The sequence below is a fragment of the Adlercreutzia muris genome (genome assembly GCF_008831045.1).
Lineage (GTDB): Bacteria > Actinomycetota > Coriobacteriia > Coriobacteriales > Eggerthellaceae > Adlercreutzia > Adlercreutzia muris.
The window spans coordinates 115,814-134,255 of record NZ_WAJS01000002.1 but is presented as its reverse complement, the minus strand read 5'-3'; the positions used below and the strand labels follow the sequence as shown (position 1 = coordinate 134,255).

The window sequence follows — 18,442 nt, the reverse complement described above, 5'->3', positions numbered from 1 at the left end:
CGAGATTGTAGACGTCATGGGCACCGCCGCCCCCAACCTGGACTTCTGGAAGAGGGCCTACAAGGACGCCACCACCACCGGACCGGTACTCTATGCCCAGACGGGCACGAGCGCCGTGATGCGCAAGCCCGTGGTGCGTGTGTGGAACTCCATCAGTCTGCCCGACGTGCTGGAGGTCGCGACCGATGACGCCGGATCGGTGACCGATGGCGTAGGTGTGACCTCGGGCAACTACTACATGGAGACGGAGACCGACACGCGCCAGGTGAACGTGCATGTGGAGAACCGCTTCTGGTGGGACGCCTTCACGCGCGTCTATGCCGACAACAACTACCGCGGCTACGTTATTAACGAGAACCGCTGGGCCACCTATTCCAAGATCGGCGGCCAGATGGGCGACTTGGTGCTGCCCGTGGTGACCGTGGTGCTGCCCTACGGCATCGCGCCGGTGCACCGTACCACCCGCCAGCCCTACGGTCTGTGGCCCGACCGGGTGCAGGAGTTCCTCTACGAGGACTGGGACATCGCCCAGTCGACCAACGCCCAGTGGGGCGCGGCCGGCGAGGTGAACCGCAATGAGACCCGGGCGTGGCTCGAGGAGAACTTCCGAGCCACGGTGACCTACGAGAAGGTGGAGGCTGATCCGGAGGAGTACCCGGCTGCCGACATCAACAACGACAACTATCGCTTCGTCGTGCGCTTCCTGCCCAAGGGTAACGATCTGAACGGCGACCCCGATGAGGAGCAGCGCATCCGCTCCCATCAGATGGACACGTTCAAGTTCTCCATCGCCATGACCAACGAGCCGGAGTGGCCGGAGCTGCCCGACCACCGTGAGGCGGCCCGGGCCACGGAATCCATCCGCACCTACGTGACGAGCGCCATGACCGGCTATGCGGCTCTGACCGACAACGATATCTCCCATCCGAGCTGCGGCGCCGACCCCTACACCGTGGGCGCTCCGGCCCGCTATCGCGGCGCCGGCGACTCGCGCCAGCGCGATGTGCGCCTCGATGCCCTGTCGGCGGCCTATGCGACCCGTTGGGACAACAACGGCAACTGGAACAACAACGTGTGGCGCACCGACTCCAAACTGGGCACCGCCCTGTATCGCGATGCCCACGGCTGGGACGCCTACCGTTTCCAGTGGGAGTACGACAACGTGTTCAGCGGCTCCTACACCTATCAGCACAACGGCTGCTACATCCAGTCCAACGGGTCGTGGTACCATCGCAGCCATTGGTGGAACAATGTGGAGTTCGTCGATCGCCTGAAGTACAACTTCTACAATTCCGGCACCCAGACCAACGACCAGGTGCAGTACAACCATCTGAACGGCTATTTCGGTACCTACACTGAGGGCGGCGGTGCCCGGGTGGGTACGGCGGCCACCCCGCTCACGGGTCCGGCCGACAATCGCGGCCTGAACATCTCCGAGTTCAACTGGCGCACCCAGTACGGCCTATCGGAGACCACCACGAAGAACCTGAACAACAACTATGTCGATGGCGAGGGGCGCCCCACCGTCGACTCCACGAACTCCGACGCCCAGAAGGCCGAGGCCTTCGCCTTGCGGGATGGGGGCACCGCGGCAGTGCACACCGATAGCGGCGTGTTCGCCGCCACGAAGCTGCGCTTGAAGACCCCCACCCTGGGCTCGGCCTACGAGATTGAGAACACCCCGGCCGACCTGCCCTCCGACAGCAACGGCACCACCTCCGTGCCCGGTCATGCGGTGACCGGCACCGGGGCGGCCGAGGGCCAGAAACTGGCCGACGCCGATCCGGATGCGAAGAAGGGCGCCTTCGAGTACGATGACGAGATCTGGCTGGCGGCCACGTTCAAGAACGCCGTGATCGGCGACAAGGCCGCCTCGGGCAACCAGGGCAAGGAAGGCGCGCTGCTCCACGGCAAGCTCGTGTTCTCCCTGTACCTGCCCGAGCAGGTGACCTTCTACCAGGAGGAGCAGCTGAAGAACCTCGGCGAGGCCGTGGGCACGCCCGATCAGTACGAGCGCCTGTTCACCGACTACGAGGGCGACGACTTCTCCTTCTATGTGGAGCGCACCTACCGCGATCGCCACACCGACACGGCCCTCGTGGGCAAGACCGAGGTGCGCGATCCCGACACGGGCGAGGCGCTGTATCCCAAGCGCGAACAGCAGACGGTGAAGTACGAGCGGCTGACCCCCAAGCAGCTGGTGGAGGCCGGCTGGACCGTGCGCGTGCGCGTGCAGCCCGACTACGATAGGGACGGCTACGGCATCGCGGGCGCCGCAGACCGCAAGCACGCCGATTTCGGCAAGCCCGATGTGGACGATCCGGAGGATATGCCTGACAGCGATGATGTGAAGGTGCGCCGTCACGGCGGCGAGACTATCGTCTTCGAGCTGACGCCTCCCGACGACGCTTCCGACAAGGAGTTCGTGAAGCACGACAGCCTGCTGGCCGCCTTCTGGGCCCAGGTGCGAGCCGATGGCTATGTGGGTGCCGGCGATTCCGTAACCGTGAAGGTGCGCACCCGCATCGACAACCTCGGCGACGAGGAGGAGGCCCTGGCCGACCTGACCGACGCCGACGGCGAGCCGTTGCCCTACTACCAGCAGATCGATGCCATCCGCACCTGGTCCACCGAGGCCTCCACGGCTTACTTCGCCACGGAGAGCCGCGATGTGACCTGGCTGCCCACGGAAACGGGCTGGTCGCACCGCTTCGCCGAGGACATGACGGTGCCCGTGGCCGATGACGCGAAGATCCTCCAGGCAGTGAAGGAGAACGGCGCCATCAAGTACAACGAGACGGGCTTCCCCGAGACGGTGCCCGTCAGCCGCAATGCCGACGGCACCGTTACCTTCAAGAAGGGCGAGCTGTACTACAAGCCCACGGTGGGCGCCAACTCCCAGGAGCAGTACGGCGTGTCTGGCTTCAACAACCAATCTCCGGAGTACTTCCAGTACAACGACGAGGACTCTCTGGTCTACGATGCCGCCGAGCACGTGGACCCGGACACCCAGGATGTGGTGCCCGCTGTGGACTACGACCAGGACGGCAAGTACGAGAGCGGCGGCCGTCCCGAGCGCCACATGAGCTCGAGGGCCGGCACCTTCGACATTCGCAAGCCCTCGGCTTCGGTGCGCGTGGACACGGGCACCGTGCGCGTGCCCACTAACGACACGAGTTCGACGGACTGCACGCAATCGGGCGATAACGACCTGTTCGTGACCCAGGCCATCAACACCGGCGCCGCGGTGAACAGCTTCATCGTGGACTGGCAGGTGCCTCTGTGGGCCCTGGGCACCCAGTCAGCGGAGAACGCGCCCTTGAACAGCGCCACCATACCCACGGGCAAGGTGGCTCCCACCATCACCTCGGTGAAGTCCGGCGTGTGGGAGATTCCCGGCACCTATTACCATAAGCTGACGAATCCCGTGACCGGCGCCGAGCGGAATGCCGGCCAGGGCACCTACTACTTCAACGCCGTCGGCGCCGAGGTGGGCGCCTGGCGCGTAGACCGCAAGACCACCAAGGTGATCGACGGAAAGACCTGGTACGCCTACTTCAAGGACGACGACAACCACCATCAGACCAAGCCCCAGACCGATGCCGCCGGCAACGTGGTGACCAACAGCAAGGGCGAGATCGTCTACACCGACGAGATCGATTGGGTGCTGCCGGTGGATACGGTGCGCGTGCCCGTGGACACGCCCGAGGCCGAGGCCAACCGCGCCATCGAGGAGAAGCTCTTCGTGCTCGTGTACGTGCGCCACAACACCACCAACGTCACGAAGCCCAACAACGGCTACGTGGAGCAGAACGGCGCGGTTCGCCAGGATCGCGAGAACTTCGCCGTGCCCGGCACCGACGCCGACCGCGACTACTTCTTCGGCGAGGACGACGCCTCGGACTTCAACACCGCCGACGATGCCGCAGGCACCTGGCAGTTCGTCGGCTCTGCGCGCGTGTCGGACAAGCAGAACATCACCTTCACCCAGGGCGTGGCAGCCACCGGCAAGCAGGTGCGCCAGGTGCGCTGGGTCATTCGCGCGTGCGAGACCGATGAGGCGGGCCGTCCCATCCTCGACGACGAGACGCTCTCCCATGAGGTGCCGGTGCCCTCGGGCTTCCGCTTGGCCACCGATGCCGATCCGGATACCGTTGAGGTGGAAGAGCCCGACGCGGTGGACCCGAACCGCAACAACACCGCCTGGGCCAAGCAGAAGGACTACAACGACCAGGTCATCTACAAATACACCGAGCGCAACCTCGGCAACATCAACTACCTGGATATGAGCAAGGTCTACAAGATCGCCCCGAACACCCTCTACTTCTACGGCGAGATCATCACCACCAAGGAGGGCAAGGGAGCCGACCGCACCCTGTCGGCGGCCGAGATGGAAGCGGCCAAGCAAGGCGTGGCTCCCAACCCCGCCGTGGGCGGCGACGACTGCTGGGTGCGTACCATGCAGGGCGACCTGCTCGTGGACGAGTACAAGCCCCAATGGGTAGTGGGCAGCTCGCTGCCCGAATCGGTGACGAAGAACGCCGCGGGCGTCCACGGATCGGCCTTCATCACCGAGATGCCCAAGATCCAGGTGACCGGCCCTCTCGGGCGCCAGTTCTCCCTCGGTACGCCAGATCGGGGCCAGACCATTACGCTTTTGGCCGATGAGGACACCCCGGCTGAGGTGACCGACACCGTGGCCGACGCCCTGACGGCCAACGGCGCCGATGTGAACGTCCAGACGGCGGCTGATGACGGGCAGGATCCCACGGTCACCGTGTCCGACTCGGTGCATGTGAACCACTTCGCCACGGTGGTTCCGCGCTACGACGACACCAAGTACGCCTCCTTCGAGCGCAGCCGCGCCGGCTTCTTCCGCTCCGAGGAGCGGCCCACTATCAAGATCGATGCGAAGCAGTGGTACTTCGCCGGCACGGCCAACAACGGCTACGGCTGGACGAGCGAGTCAATCATGCTCGATCCGGAGGACTCGCTGTTCATGCGCTACGAGATTACCCTGTACAACATCTCCCGAGGTCAGATGACGCTGCTCGGCTATGATGCGGACGAGTACCCGAGCGATACGTGCACGAATCCCTCGGTCTCCACGCTGCTGCCCCGCATCCAGAACTTCGGGCCCACGCCGGGCTCCATGTTCTCGAAGTTGCCGGACAAGACGGCCGATCAGAAGCTGCGCGAGCAGCAGGCGGAGCAGATCCAGGCCATCGGTCGGGAGCTGCAAGGGCTCGTCGATACCGACCGCGCCGCCTTCGAGGCGAAGCTGAAGGAGCTGAGCGGGCGGCTGAAGGCCATCGACATCATCTCCGGCGATCGCGTGCCCGAAACCTCGAAGGAGGCCGTGGAGGCCATCAAGACTACGGTGGCTGCCCAGGCCGAGACCATCATCGGCTATCACCCGCGCACCGTTGATCCGGATACCGGCCAGGTGACCGAGCCCTACTACGATATCAGCACCGTGAAGGCATCCGATGCGAAATCCGTCGGCCGCAACCTCGTGGTGCAGGGCAACAACCTCATCAACCGCGTGTCCAAGGAACGGCCCTACAGCCGCGTGTTCGAGTACGTTCCCTACCAGAAGATGTTCGAGACGGACGCCGCCGGCAAGCCTGCGAGCCCGCTGAACGAGAACTACCGCCACGATCCCTCGTCGCCCTCGGCCGGCGATGCGGTGCATATGAACACCCAGGTTCCGCAGTGGACCTACCGGGTCGTGCGCTTCAAGGAGTACCTGCGCGACGACGACGGCAACCTGTGGACGAAGAACGCCGACGACAGCTACACCTATATCCGCAACATCCACGACGCCGATGGCTCCGGCGGGGAAGGCGATGGCGGGGAAGGCGATGGCGGAGACGAGGGGGAGGCCCCTGCTCCCGAAGAGAAGCCCATTCCCGATAAGCCCGTGGGCGATTTGGTGGAGTACGGCAGCTTTACCGAGTCCGATCCGGTGGCCATTACCGGCTCCACGGCGGCCCTGCGCGAGGAAGAGGGCATGGCCCAGCTCGGCGGCGGCCTCATTGCCAACGGCGGTACGACCCTCTCGGCCAAGGACGAGTTCGCCTACTTGTACGGCGACAGCGCTTCCAAAGCCTCCGTTTCTCCGCAAGACGACGCCGTGGCGCCGAGCGAGGGCGATGGCGCCGCGACGTCCAACACCCGCCGCAGCTTTACCTGGAACTTCACTGGCGAGAACGGCAGCCGCGGAACCCTGAACGCCGGCGAGGCCATCATCATCGACTTCACCATGCAGTTCAACCCGAATTCCTCGGCCACCACCGATGTGGGCAGCGCCCTGGTGCTGTCGGCCTATGCCGACAAAGCCGGCTCCTACAGTTTCTACGACTGGCCCCTCTTCCGCATTGACAGCCAGACGAAGCAGACGGTGCTCGTGGACAAGGCCACGCTGAACGATCCGGAAACTGCGGTTTCCAAGGACTCCTCCTACCGCTCCGACCTCAATGACGGCAACGGCAACGGCGACCGCACCGAGACGCTGCTGCGCAAGGACGTGGACTCCATCGGCTGGACCAATAACGACCAGGTGGTGCAGGAGAAGATGGTGCAGCCCACCTATACTGACGAGAAGTTCTCCAAGCGCACCCAGACAGCGGCCGTGCCCGAGGGAGGCACCTATATCTACGAGCTCATCCAGCAGTACACGGGCAACAATTCCTCGACGGCTATGCTCTATAAGCACTCCACCTTCATTGACACGCTGCCCCATGTCGGCGACAAGGAGGCCTCCACCTACGACAACAACGCGAAGAAGTACAATCTGCGCCAGTCCCAGTGGTCTGGCTGGCTCAAGAACCTCGACTCCATCAAGATGGAGTACACGGACACAACCTACGACGAGACCGTCGGTGATATCAAGGGCAAATACGAGCTGGCCTTGGAAGATGGCTACGACAAGGTGACGGGTCAGGAGATCCACGCCCAGGGCCAGGTGTGGGTCGGGCCCATCGCCACCGAGGGCAGCGGTGCCAACGTGCGTTACCGGCCCCTGACCACCGACGACATCGTGGAGCCCATCGATATCGCCAGCGCCAACCTCGACGCGACCGAGATGGAAGCCGATAAAATCGACGAGTACATCACCAAGTGGACTGTGGCCCACGTCACCGGCAACGGCGGCGAGACCGCAGTGGCCGCCGCTATGGCCGAGGTGAACCTCGTGGATCTCAACGACCTGAAGGCCTACGTGAAGGCCCATCCCGACGAGGCCGAGGCCCTCACCCGCTGCATCGGCACCATTTGGTGCCGCGTGCTTGACGACGACTTGTACCTCATGACGAACAACGGTGACGTGCGCCTGAAGTACGAGCTGACGGCCCCGCTGAACCTGCCCAAGTACCTCGGCGGCGCCGGCAAGACCTACAAGTCCATCGATGGCTTGAAGGAAGATGCCACCGAGCTGCAGAAGCGCCTGTGGGAGACGAGTCAGTGGAACACCTTCATGTCCATGGCCGACTACCGCTCCAGCGAGAGCGGCCTGACCTACCGCAAGATAGAGAACAAGCCGGCCGGCGTGTACGTGGATGCTCCGGAAGGCTACGGCTATCTGGGCAGTTACGTGTGGCTCGACAACAACTGGGACGGCCTGACCAACGATACCCTGGGCGAGACGACCACGGACACCCTGGGCAACGAAACCACGTACCACAAGGGGGCCAACGGCCGCTACATCTTGTCTACGGAGAAGTCCATCGACAGTGCTCGCGGCGCCTATGCCTACACCTACGACGGCGGCAAGGACACCAGCGCCCTGTTCCGCGACTTGGATTACGACGGCAAGCCGGATGATCCGGGCGTGAACGGCGTGAAGGTGGAGTTGCTCAACGAGTGGGGCGTGCCGGTGAACCGCAACGGCGAGGCCGTGGCCCAGGTGCGCGAGAGCACCACGTCCTCGAAGATGATCTGGGTGAAGGCCGATGCCAAGACCGGCAAGCCCATCCGCGGCATCTACGGCTACGAGCCCATTACCACGGCCGAGGGCGTCGACCTGGGCGCCTATGTGTACACCACCGAGTCGGACTACTACAACAACCGCGGCTACTACATGTTCTCCATGCTGAAGCCGGGCAACTACCGCCTGCGCTTCACCTTCCCGCGGCAGTACGCCAACTACGCGCTCACCACCAAGCACATCGGCGCGGCCTCGGCGCCCGTGGTCAACGAGAAGGGGGCTCCCACCGGAGATACGGAGGACATCTCCTCCTACCTGTCCGTAAACCGCACCGGCGATGCCATGACGGCCACCTCCGAGGTGATCCGCGTGGATGCGGTGGCCTTCGACGCCGACCGCTACGCTGTGGGGGCCGATCCGCAAAATGAGATCTACGACGCGAAGATGACCAGCTATAACGTGGGCATCGCGCGCCCGGTGGTGTATTCCGGCGTGGCCTTCCGCGATGACAAGCTGGCTGGCTACGAGGATATGGAAGAGGATCCCGAAGAGGGTGGCGACGAGGGCGACGGTGACGGCGGCGACAACCCCGGCGGCGACGGCGGTGGCGACATCTTCAACCCGCAGAGCGCCTCGGTCGCAACGAGTGAGCAGGACGGCGGCTCTGGGGACGATGCCGGCATCGCGCCGCTGTCGCTCACGCCGGACAACGTGCCCGACTACGACGCCTCCAAGGGCGAGCTGCCGCCATTCATCATGGTGAACGGCAAGCTGACCCTGAACCTGAACAAGTACGTCGAAAATGACGGCGCGGTCGACCCTGAGCTTATCGACGGCGTGCTCGACTGGGTGAACGTGAACCTGGACGAGTCGAATCCCTATGAGTACGGCTTGGCCGTCGATGAGCTGCGCCTCAAGAACATGAAGGTGTCCGTGAAGGTGTACGACGAGGACACCGACACATGGGAGCAGGCCTACGATACCGACGGCAACCGCGCCGAGGTCCAGACCGACTGCGTGCTCATGGTGTCGGAGAAGGGTCAGAACAAGTGGACTCGCGCCTTCGACGACGCAGGCAACAAGCTTGTGGCGGCCGAGAACCTGGATGACCTAGATTGGCGTTGGGAGCCCGTAGAGGGTGACGCCTCCGGTGCCTTCAGCTTCTCGTTGGAGCCGGAGCACAACTACAAGATCGTCTGCACCGATACTAAGAACCGCGTGCTGAAGCCATCGGTTATGGCCTGGGAGAACGATCCTCTGAAGCGCCCGGTCGCCAATGCCGAGGATCAGACAGCGGATGCCGAGGGCAACCCGACCGACCGGGTGGCGGCCATGTGGGACAACGACCTGTGGCTCAAGGGCGGCATCGGCGAGACCAACAGCTTCTACGCGGCGGTGCCCGTGGACGCCAAGGGCCATGCGGTCTACGAGGATCCGCGCAACCCGTGGAAGGGCTATAAGGTCTACGACAAGCTGGCCCTGGGCTGGATCGACGGCACCAAGGGCTTCCTCGGCAACTACGTGTGGAGCGACAAGAACGACGGCGTTGACGCTGCGGGCAACCCGGTGTTCTACGACGGCATCCAGGGCGACGTGCCCAACATCGGCGTGGGCGCGGTGACGGTGACCCTTGAGCAGTACTACTGGCTGCCCGAGGACGCCGATGCCTTCGCGGCTCGGGACTACAACCCCGGCACCCCGGGCGACAACGGCAACGGCCGGGGCCGCTGGGTGCTCAACGACCTGGAGTACAAGACGGCCCGCACCTCCTCGGCCGGCAGCTATGTGTTCAAGGGCGTGCTCACCTACGTGGCCGACCCGAACGCGCCGAAGACCGTGAAGGACGAGGACAAGACCAAGTATCTGGCCGGCTATCGCGTGCGCATCGACCGCGACAACTTGAAGGCCGCGGAGCGCGACTGGGGCATCTCCCTGCGCAACGCGCCGACCAATCCGCTGACCGGCCAATTCGACGAGGAACTGGACTCCGATGCCGCCATGAGCGCCACACTCGTGCGGGACGCCGACGGCAACCCCTACGTGCGCGACGGCAAAGAGGTCTACGCCTACTATTTGAACGAGAGCGGATCCGGCTCTACCGAGGCGCCGGCGCCCGGCACCGGTCCGCTGACCGTGACTGGCGGTCACGACGACGATGTATCCTTCGATCAGATGATCGTCATGGCCGGCGGTGCCGACGACGTGACCACGGCCCGCGAGAACATTCGCCGCGTCTCCCGCAAGAACGGCCCTATGACCATTACCTACGATTACGACCTCGGCGCCGCCCAGCGCATCGAGCATTGGGACGTGGGCCTGGTGGAAGTGCCGCGCTCCTCAGTGACCGGCGTGGTGTGGAACGACGAGGACTACGACGGCGTGCGTGCCGATGACGAGGAGGGCCTGGCCGGCGAGGCGGTGTCCATCAGCCAGTGGTACTACGACGGTGCCAACTGGGTGCAGAACCCGAATTTCGGCAACGATGTGCGCACCTCGGTGGCTGCCAGCTGGAAGACCGAGACTCGCCAGGATTTCCAGGGCAAGGACTATACGGTGTGGGTACGCGATTACCTGGATGCCGCCACGGGCGCCCTTGCGAAGTCCGAGACGACCAACGAGGAATCTACGCTGCCCATCGGCGAGACCCAGGACGGCGGTTGGGTGACTGTGCATACCGATGCCAAGGGCGCCTACACCTTCGAGAACCTGCCCACGGCCTACACCAACGATGAGGGCGAGCATTTCCTGGCCGCCTACCGTGTGCGCCTGGACGGCCTGCGCGTCGAGAAGAAGTACGACGAGGACGACCCGACCAAGCTGCTCTACGAGACGCCGTGGATGATGACCCATTTCCACCAGGGCGACGATGAACAGCGCGACTCGGACGTGGAGGACAACCAGGGGCAGCAGGCGCCGGCCCTGCGCATCGTGGGCCGCGAACTCGACCATACGGGCACGGGCACGGCCGTGCAGCAGCGATCGCTGGACCGCGACGGCCAGATCATCCTGGCGGCTCCGGTGGGCACCGGCCGCGAGAACGCCTACCAGCCCTCCCAGGTGAGCATCCCGCTCGCTGATGTGTACCAGGACGCGACGGGTACGGTGAAGTACGACTACCTGACCCGTCGAGCTGCCGAGGTCCAGGGCGGCGACGTAGGCGAGATCGCCGTGCCTCGTCGCGAGATTTCCGGCCGGGTATGGCGCGACGACGACTACGATGGCGAGCAGGCCTACACGGAAGTGGAGGAAGAGGTGCTCGACGAGAACGGCGAGCCGCTTAAGCGGACGGTGAAGCGCTACGACGAGCCGGGCATCGAGGGCGAGTCGGTGACCCTTACCCAATGGTACTTCGACCCGGCCGACGGCACCTGGAAGCGCAACGAGCAGTTCGGCCACGATGCCATGAACGCCTTGGCTGCCATCGCCACCGACGACTGGGCTGCCGGCGAGCCCCATGAGGCCACGCTGAGCGATGACGGCCGTGTGACCCTGACCACCAATGGCGATGGCCTCTACAACTTCAAGAACCTGCCTACGGCCTATGTGGACGATGCCGGTGCCTTCTATCTGGCCTCCTATCGCCTGACCCTGAACGGGCTGGAGCAGACCGACGTGCGCGATGGCGCGGGCAACGTCGTGTCCCGCGTTCCGTGGATGATGACCCGCTACCACGAGGGCGCCCTCGCGAGCGATTCCGATATCGACGATGGCCTCGGATCGACGCCGGTTGACACCGTGGTGCCCTACCCGCTCACTGGCCGCGAGGGGGCCTTCGAGAGCGCCATCGACGAGGGGACGCGCGCCGAGGATGGCCAGATCATCCTCGCGGCCCCCAAGGATGCCGACGCTACCCTGGCTGCCGACAAGACCACCCTGGTCACGGTGCCCCACAACCAGGTGATCAGCGATGCGACCGGTTCGGTGGTGTTCGATATTATGCGGGCGCGGGCCGATCGCTACGATGGCGGCGATGCCGGCGAGCTGCCGGTGCCCACCCGCTCGCTCACCGGCCGCGTGTGGCGCGATGCCGACTACGATGGCCTGCAGGATATGAAGACGACCGAGGAGGTGGCGCTGCCCGACGGCTCCACGACGACCAAGCTCGTGGAGGAGGGCCTTAAGGGGCAGATCGTCACCTTGGAGCAGTGGTACTACGATCCCGATGCGGTGAATCCCGACAGCGCTCCGGTCTTCCTCACCGATGACTTCGACTACGATACCTTGAACCTGTCGGGGAAGATCTCGGCCAGCTATGACACGAGCCACTGGTTCCGCAACGAGGACTTCGGCACTGATATATACACGACGCTGCGCGACGGCGACCACCCCCTGGTGACCGGCGATTGGGATACCGCCGACGCCGTCGTGACCGACGGTACGGTGGCCGTGCGCACTAACGACGAGGGCGTCTACCGCTTCGACAACCTTCCCTGCGCCTACACCGATGATGCCGGCAAGCAGTACCTGGCCGCCTATCGCGTGAAGCTGGATCGCCTCACTGAGAACTACGACCGCGACCATTACGGCATGCCCGAGGAGGGCGCCTGGATGATGACCCGCTACCACGAGGGGACCGAGGAGCGGGCCCTGACGGTGGATTCCGACCTGCCGGACAATCTGGGCATCACCGAGCACTATCCGATCATCGGTCGCGAGGCCTTCGTGGCCGAGGAGGGCACAGGCGCCGATGGCGCGCCCCTTACGACTCCCAAGCGCTACCTCGGTCAGCGCCAGGAGATGCTGGAGGGTCAGATCATCCTGGCCGCCCAGGGCAAGGATCGCAGCGCCACGGCCCAGGAGACCATTGCCGCCACCGACTTCCAGAACGATCTGGACGGGCGGCTCACCTTCGATTGGATGGACGCCCGCGACTATGCCGCGGGCGATGACGCCGTGAAGGCCGGCGATGTGGGCGAGCTGCCCCCGCCGACCCAGGACATCGTGGGCATCTTCTGGAACGATGCCGACAACGACGGCGTGCAATCGGTCGACGAGGCCACGGGCCTGCCCGTGGTGCATGCTGCGGATCCCGCGGATCCGGATAAGCTCGTGCCGCTGCTCATCGAGTACGCCGAGGACGGCACTATCACGGTGTACGAGGCCATCACGCCGACCGACGGCGAGGGGGAGGGCGCTCCCCTCATGAAGGGCGATGTGGTGAAGCGCTCGCGCCTGGAGCCCGACGGCCTGATCCACCTGTACGCCGTGGACGATGCCGGCGCCGAGACCCCGGTGATGCGCGCGAACGAGCTCACGGGCATCGAGGAGCCGGTGGTCTACGAGCCGGAAGAGGCCGTGGGCGGCACCGCCTACCGCGACGGCACCGTCTATGACGAGAATGCCAGCGAGGACGGCATAAACAACGCCCGAGTGACCCTGGAGCGCTATATCCCCGACGAGAACGGCAACTGGGTGCGCGATCCCGAGTGGGCGCTGCCCGGCGAGGGCTGGACCGACGGCAATGCCGACCCGGACTACTACGACCAGAACACCACCACGGCCTGGCGCAGCGACCCCCAGCACGTGCAGTATACGAAGGTGCAGGAGTACGCCCCGGTGGTCGAGGGCGGCGATCCGGTGGTGCGCTCGGGCGTCTATCGCTTCGAGGATCTGCCCACTCAGCGGGCAGGTGCCAACGGCGAGAAGATCATCTACGGCTACAAGGTGCGCTATACCGATGCCGGCTTCAAGCAGCGGGCCTGGATGATTGCGAAGTACCAGCAGAAGGACAACTTCACCCAGGACTCCGACCTCATCAACGTCAATGCCAACCTCATGCAGGCCGACGAGTACGATGTGCTGCTGAACCGCCAGGACGAGAGCTCGGTACTGGGCAACCTGACCGAGGGCAATCCGTCCAACAACGACAACCAGGACAAGGGCCTGCTGCCCTTGGACGAGGCCCTGGCCCAGAAGAAGCCCGCTTCCCGGGGCGCCTCCCGCAGTGCCGCCGCGACGGTGGCCCGTGCTCTGGCGGCGCTGCCCGCGGCATCGGCGGTCGGGGAAGCGGCTGTGAGTGCTCGCTACGACCTGGGTGCCGGCAGCGATCGCGCCTATAACGACGCGGCCCTGTTGAAGCGCAAGACCGCCACCATCGAAGGCGTGCTGTTCCAGGACGGCAACTACGATGGCATCAACCAGGCCGACGAGCCGAAGCTGGCGGGCAAGCACGTGTACCTGCGGGCCTGGGGCCTCAAGCTGGTGGCCGACGACCAGTGCGCCTGCGATGATCCCGCTGCCGGCGACGAGGGATCGTGGCCGGCAGCGGCGGGTGCCATCGAGGCCCGGGATGCCGCGGGCCAGCCCATGGCCGGCTACCATTACGAATGGGTGCCCGAGCCCAACGGCACCGTGCGGGCCATCACCGACGCCGAGGGTCGCTTCGCCTTCGACGACCTGCCCGCGGCGACGCGCAACGTGAAGGCGGGCAACGACGAGGGCAACGATGACGTGCTCGTGACCGACGACTGGGACGAGTGGTATCTGCTCGGCTATACGTTGCAGGTGGAGGGCCGCGCGGGCCAGGACGGCACCGTGCGCGGCATGCCGGTGACTCGCCTGCTATCCGATGACGGCGACGAGCCGGTGAGCGCGGCGGCCTCCAAGGTGCACCGTCCCGGGGATGCGGCTGTGCTGAATGATCGCCTTGCAAACGATGCCGGCTACAGCGAAGACTACTACGCCATCACCTTGAGCGAGGTGAACGCCCAGGATGAGGAGAAGTCGGTGCTCGACGGCCGCTTGGTTCTGGCCGATCGGGCGACGACCGAGGCCGATCCGGTGGGTGCGACGGATCCCGCGTACTACGTGGGAGCCAACGGCATGGCTTTCGACCTGTCCACCATTCGCGATGCCGACTGCATGAACGGCGGCTTCGGCCCCTTCGGCACGGCGGTCATCTCCGGCGTGGCATGGGACGATGCCAATTACGATGGTATTCGCAACTACAAGGTCATCGGCGGTGAGACGGAGGAAGGTGGCTCGGGACAGGACGGCGTCGTCCCGGGCGAGGACGATGCCGCCGGCGATGGGGCCAACGGCGAGGGTGAGGAGAACGGCGACGCGGGCGAGGGCGACGACGGCGAGGAGCCGGGCACGCTCGTTCCCCTGGAAGACCCGCTTGTGGGCGAGACGATCTACCTGACTCAGGAGTACTACGATCCCCACGCTGCAGGCGGGGCCGGGGCGTGGGTGCACAACCCGGCCTTCGGCAATCCGGTGGACGATCCCCACCCGGGCGACCTGACTGCTACCGACAGCTCCGTGAGCGTGCGCCACGTGACTGACAACACCCAATACTCCATCGAGGGCTTCGGGTACACCGACGGGAACGGCGACTGGCAGCCGCTGTGGCTCGCCGATGCGGAAGATGCCGACTTCGTCACGGTATTCCCCTGGGAGGACAAGTATCCGGGCCGCTTCCGCGACGGCATGACCGTGACGGCTCTCGATGGAACGACCCACACCATCGAGATCAGGCCGAACACCCAGTACGGCGTTATCTGCCGCCAGCAGGATCGGGACGGCAACCTGGTGACGAGCCAGCAGCCCTTCTACGTGGCCACCCGCGGGGCCACGGCGGTGGCTGGCGTACCCTTTGCCGAGGGCGATGTGGATGTGACTGCCGCAGCGGTTACCTTCACGGAGCGCGAGGGATGGTGGAAGGAGGTCGGCGACGACGCCATTGCCGACGTTGAAGCCGGTCCCGCCTGGGACGGCTGGGAGTACGCAGCGGTCCCCGAGGGAGCCACGGCAGCTGAGATCGCGGCCCACGGCTCCTGGGCGGTAGCCGACGAGGCCGGAATCGTCTCCATCGAGGGCCTGGCCCAGCGCACGGGTTACCAGCTGGTGGCCCGTCTGAGGACGGCCGGCGACCCGACCGATTCCGAGGGATCCGAGGCCTCCCGGATCGCAGCGACCCGCGCTCGTGACGCCGTGATCTTCCCCGATCCCGACGGAACCGAGGTATGGGCCGTGCGCACCCCTGCCGATAAGGTGGGCGACTCCAACGGCTATCTGCCCGAGGGCTTGCCCGACACCCCCGAGAACCGCCAGGGTTCCGTGAAGCCGGCGCCTCCCGGGTCGCTCTCCACCACCACCGGTGCCGATGGCGGCTACCGCTTCGGCGCCCTCCAGTGCTACGTGCAGAAGGACGCGGCGGGCGATTTGGTGGATTACGGGGTGCCCGGTGCCGCCGACGAGGTGTTCCAGACGCGCTACCGCGTCTACATGGCAGAGCTGAACAACGGCTATGTGATGTCCCGCTTCCATGTGGGCGGCCCCGATTCCGACCTCACCCGCAGCGAGGAGGGGGCGCTTACCCTGCGCCAGGCCATCACCTATCGCAATGGCATGACCATCGACGATGGCTATGCCTACCTGAGCCGCGAGAGCACTAACAAGCCGGATTCCGTGTTCGGTTCCCAGTACGATGACGATGCCGATGACAAGAAGGTGGCATTCGACGTGCCCGCTCCCAGTGGCACGGTGCTCGACGCCGGCGCGAAGGCCCCGAATCTGAATACCGTTTCCGGTACCGTGTGGAACGACGGCAACCGCAACGGGCTGCGCGAGGAAGGAGAGGCCGGCATCACCGGCGCCACGGTGGAGCTGACCCGTTACTGGTATGACGGGGAAGAGGACCAGTGGGTCTTCGACCGCGACTTCAACCGCCTTGTGGACGCCCAGGGCAATGTGGTGCAGCCGGGCGGCGCCACGGTGTATCTCTCCGCCGAGGAGCAGGCCAGCACCTGCCGGGTGGTGACCACCGGCCGTTTCGAGCGCCGCGTGAAAGATTTCCTCGGCGAGGAGCAGGTCATCGAGTATCCCCAGGGCTACTACGAATTCAACGACTTGCCCGCCACGGAGGTGCGCGTCATCGGCAATGCCGAGCAGACGGTGGTCTACGGCTACCGCGTGAACGTGGTGGATATGCCGCGCGGCTTCGCCGTGACGGGTCTGAACAACGGCGAGGACATCGAGACCGACTCCGATCTCGACGAGGCCACGACGCGCCTCGATCCCGAGGGCGAGGTGGCTGTGGACGGTCTTATGGTGCTCGCCATGGCCGCCGACGATGCCGATGCCGAGGAGTCCAAGGTGGACGGCCCCGATGGGCTGCGCTGGTCCACGCTCGGGTCGCGGTCGAGCCACTTCAACGATGCCGGCCTCATTCCCTTCGCGGGCACGAGCGTGAGCGGCTGGGTGTGGAAGGACGCCGACAAAGACGGCCTCCAGGCCGAAGACGACGAGCTCGTGATCGATGCAGAAGTGGTGTTGGAGCGCTCGGTGGCCACCTTCGCCGATGCGGTCGATGCGGGCTGGATGAGCCGTATCACCGACGGTGCGCCGGGCAGCGACCTGGATGCTGAGGGCAACCCGCTCCAGGAAACGAAGCGCTACTTGGATATCGCCTGGATCGTGGACGGCGCGGAGCCGCCTGTGGAAGAGCCGCCCGTTTCGGGCGGGGACGAGGTTCCCGGCAGTCCCGATGAGGACGAGGACGAGAGCCCGGTTGATCCCGATGGCGGCAACAGCGAGGGTAGCGCTGATTCCGAGGGAGACACCGGTTCCGGCGGCGATCCCGCAGAAGGGGCCGACGGGGACGATGCGGCTGATGAGCCGGCGTACGTGACGGCCCTGACGTGGGTGACCCGGGTGTACGGCCTCGACGACGGGGCCGATGGCACGGGCGACGGTGATGCCGGCGACGGCGGCAGCGATGCCCCGAGTGGGGACGCCTCTGGCGGTGATGCCGGCGACGGCGTCCCGGGCGGAAGTGATGCCGATAACCCAGACGATGGCAACGCCGACGACGGGGAGGGTCAGGCCGCAGCGCGGCTCAAGAAGCTGCTGGCCATGGATGTGCCCGACCCAGCGGCCGGCCTCGACCGCAACCAGGATGACGGCGTGCTCTCCGAGGGCATCTGGGAGCGGGTGGCCGCGACCAAGACCGACTTGGAGGGCGGCTATTCCTTCGTCGGCCTGCCGGCGGTGGATGGCTATGGTCGTCCCTATGTGTATCGCGTGCGCATGGAAAAACCGACGGATGCGGAATGGGTGCCGCTGAATGTGGGCGAGGACGACAACCTCGACAACGATGTGGCCCATATGAACCTGCGTGGTGAGGATGTGGACGACAACGTGGGCATCAGTGAGCCGCTCGGCGTGCTGAGCCCGCGGGGCGCTCCCAATGCCTACGGCGTCGCCTACCAGGTGCTCGCGCCCCAGCAGTGGACGCGCGATGCTGGACGGGCCGTGGATCCGGGCTACTACGTGGAGCCTGATCCTGTTCCCGATCCTGGAGAGGAAGATGACTGGATGACGGAGATCTTCCAGAAGGACTGGCTGGCGAAGGTGACGCACAAGTTGCTGCCCCAGACCGGTGATCCTGCCTCGCTGCTGCGTCTCATCCTGGCATCCCTGGCAGGGCTTGCGGCCATGATGCTCGTTCTCTCGCTGCTGCGTCGCCGTGAAGAGGAGGAGCCTGAGCGGTGGGTGGATATCACCATCTAG

At 65.4% G+C, this 18,442-nt stretch carries 1 protein-coding gene (only partly in view); it reads left to right on the top strand.

What is annotated here, in order from left to right; translation table 11 throughout:
* Positions 1-18,442, top strand: the final stretch of a protein-coding gene (locus F8D48_RS01285; protein WP_151429636.1) for a hypothetical protein. It extends 19,397 nt beyond the left edge of the window; only the last 18,442 of its 37,839 coding nucleotides appear in the window; its start codon lies beyond the left edge, outside the window; the stop codon is at positions 18,440-18,442.